We start from the raw sequence: 2,552 nt of genomic DNA, 5'->3' as shown, positions 1-2,552 counted from the left end.
CCCCTCCCCCGCCCAGATCGACGCCGCCCTGGAAAAGGAGGGAAAGGCCATCCTGGCTCGTCTGCCCAAAAACGCCCTGCTCACCGCCCTGTGCGTGGAGGGAAAGCCCCTTTCCAGCGAGGCCCTGGCCGGACAGCTGGAGCAGTGGGCGGGGAGCGGAAGCAGCGCCCTGGCCTTTGTGATCGGCGGGTCCTATGGGCTCCATCCCTCCGTGAAGGCCCAGGCGGCCCTCCGCCTCTCCATGTCCCCCATGACCTTCCCCCACCACCTGGCCCGGGTCATGGTGCTGGAGCAGCTTTACCGGGCTTTCCAAATCAGCGCCGGCAGCCGCTACCACAAGTAGTTGGATGAAAATGATTTCCCGATATGGTGAAAACCCATTAAAAAATGGCTGGAAATGGATGCACTTTTGTGCTATCATAAACACGGTACGCAGAGAGTCTGACGTAACTCTTGTTTGAATTGGAGGTCATTCCCCATGTCCTATCGTGATACTTATGAGAAATGGCTCCACAGCCCCGCCCTCAGCGTCGAGGAAAAAGCGGAGCTGGAGTCCATCGCCGGCGACGAGAAGGAAATCGAAAGCCGGTTCTTCGCGCCCCTGGAGTTCGGCACCGCCGGTCTGCGCGGCACCATGTGCGTGGGCCTGCATCAGATGAACAGCCATGTCATCCGCCACGCCACCCAGGCCTTCGCCGAGGTCATCCTGGCCGAGGGTCCCGAGGCCGTGGCCCGCGGCGTGGCCGTGTGCTACGACTGCCGTAACCACTCCCAGGAGTTTGCCCGGGAGGCCTCCTGCGTCATGGCCGCCAACGGCATCAAGGCCCGGATGTTTGAGTCCCTCCGGCCCACCCCCGAGGTCTCCTTCGCGGTGCGTGAGTACGGCTGCATCGCCGGCATCAACGTCACCGCCAGCCACAACCCCAAGGAGTACAACGGCTATAAGGTCTACTGGTCCGACGGCGCCCAGCTGCCCCCCCATCACGCCTCCGCCATCGCCAAGAAGATGGAAGAGCTGGACATCTTCGACGACATCAAGACCATGGACTACGACAAGGCCGTGGCCGACGGCCTCATCACCCTCATGGGCGAGGAGACCGACGAGAAGTTCCTGGCCAACGTGATGGCGCAGGTCAACGACCAGGCCGCCGTGGATCAGGTGGCCGACACCTTCAAGATGATCTACACGCCCTTCCACGGCACCGGCTACAAGCTCATCCCCGAGGCCCTCAAGCGCCTGGGCATGAAGCACGTCATCTGCGTCCCCGAGCAGATGGTCATTGACGGCAACTTCCCCACCGTGGTCTCCCCCAACCCGGAGAACCCCGAGGGCTTCTACCTGGCGGTGGACCTGGCCAAGAAGGAAGGCGCCGACTTCATCCTGGGCTCCGACCCCGACGCCGACCGCGTGGGCATCATGGTCAAGAACGACAAGGGCGAGTATGTGGTCATCACCGGCAACCAGACCGGCGTGCTGCTGCTGGACTACCTGATCGGCGCCAAGAAGCGCACCGGCAAGCTCCCCGAGAAGCCCGTGGCGCTGAAAACCATCGTCACCACCGAGATGGCCCGCAAGGTGGCCGAGGTCAACGGCCTCCAGTGCTATGACACCTTCACCGGCTTCAAGTTCCTGGCCGAGAAGAAGGACAAGCTGGAGAACGCCGGCGAGGGCAAGGTCATCTTCTCCTATGAGGAGAGCTACGGCTACATGCTGGGCGACTACGTCCGCGACAAGGACGCCGTCACCGCCGCCGTGGCCATGACCGAGATGGCCGCCTGGTACGCCGGCCAGGGCATGACCCTGTACGACGCCCTCCTCAAGCTGTATGAGAAGTACGGCTACTATGGCGAAAAGACCCTCAACCTGGTGATGCCCGGCCTGGACGGCCTGAAGAAGATGGCCGACCTGATGGCCAACCTGCGCGCCCAGCCCCCGGTGGAGATCGCCGGCGTGGCCGTGGCCCAGCAGAAGGACTACAAGGACGGCTCTGTGGTCAACGTGGCCGACGGCAGCAAGACCACCATGGAGCTCTCCGGCTCCAACGTGCTGCGCTACGAGATGACCGACGGCACCAGCCTCATCGTCCGTCCCTCCGGCACCGAGCCCAAGGTCAAGGTCTACATCCTGGCCAACGGGGCCGACAAGGCCGAGTGCGACGCCAAGGTGGCCAAGTACGCCGCCTGGGCCGAGACCCTTAAGCAGTAATCGATCCTCTGTTACCGGCAAGCGCCGCGGACCCACGGTCCGCGGCGCTTTAGTCTGTCGAAGAAGTGGAACGCGGTGGAGGAAAGGTCAACGTGCCTGCATGGAAGCGGGCGACCACAAGGGTCGTCCCTACGAGGTGGGAGGATATCCGATTACCCCGCCGAGGGCGGCGGTGCCCACAGGAAAGGCGGGGCGGACAGTGTCCGCCCCCTACGCAGCGCAGAAGGAGCCGTGAACGCGCCTGGGGGAAGTGCAGAAGGGGGGTATCCCCCCTTCCGTTGCCTTTGCTTCCCTCCTCGCGGCATAGCCGCTCGGCCTCCGCTAAAAATGTGCCACCGGCACATTT

The 2,552-nt window shown here is 63.6% G+C and carries 2 protein-coding genes; both read left to right on the top strand.

Annotated features, from left to right (window positions below; translation table 11 throughout):
- Window positions 1-343: 23S rRNA (pseudouridine(1915)-N(3))-methyltransferase RlmH (locus H7U37_RS14705; protein WP_204876880.1), on the top strand; the 343-nt coding region annotated here is incomplete at its 5' end.
- Window positions 344-478: 135 nt separating this feature from the next.
- A complete protein-coding gene (locus H7U37_RS14700; protein WP_204876878.1) occupies window positions 479-2,206 on the top strand; it encodes a phospho-sugar mutase in 1,728 nt (575 codons plus the stop codon).
- Window positions 2,207-2,552 lie beyond the last annotated feature (346 nt).

It is taken from the genome of Pseudoflavonifractor phocaeensis (genome assembly GCF_016901735.1).
GTDB lineage: Bacteria > Bacillota > Clostridia > Oscillospirales > Oscillospiraceae > Pseudoflavonifractor_A.
This window is presented reverse-complemented; position numbering and strand designations above follow the sequence as displayed.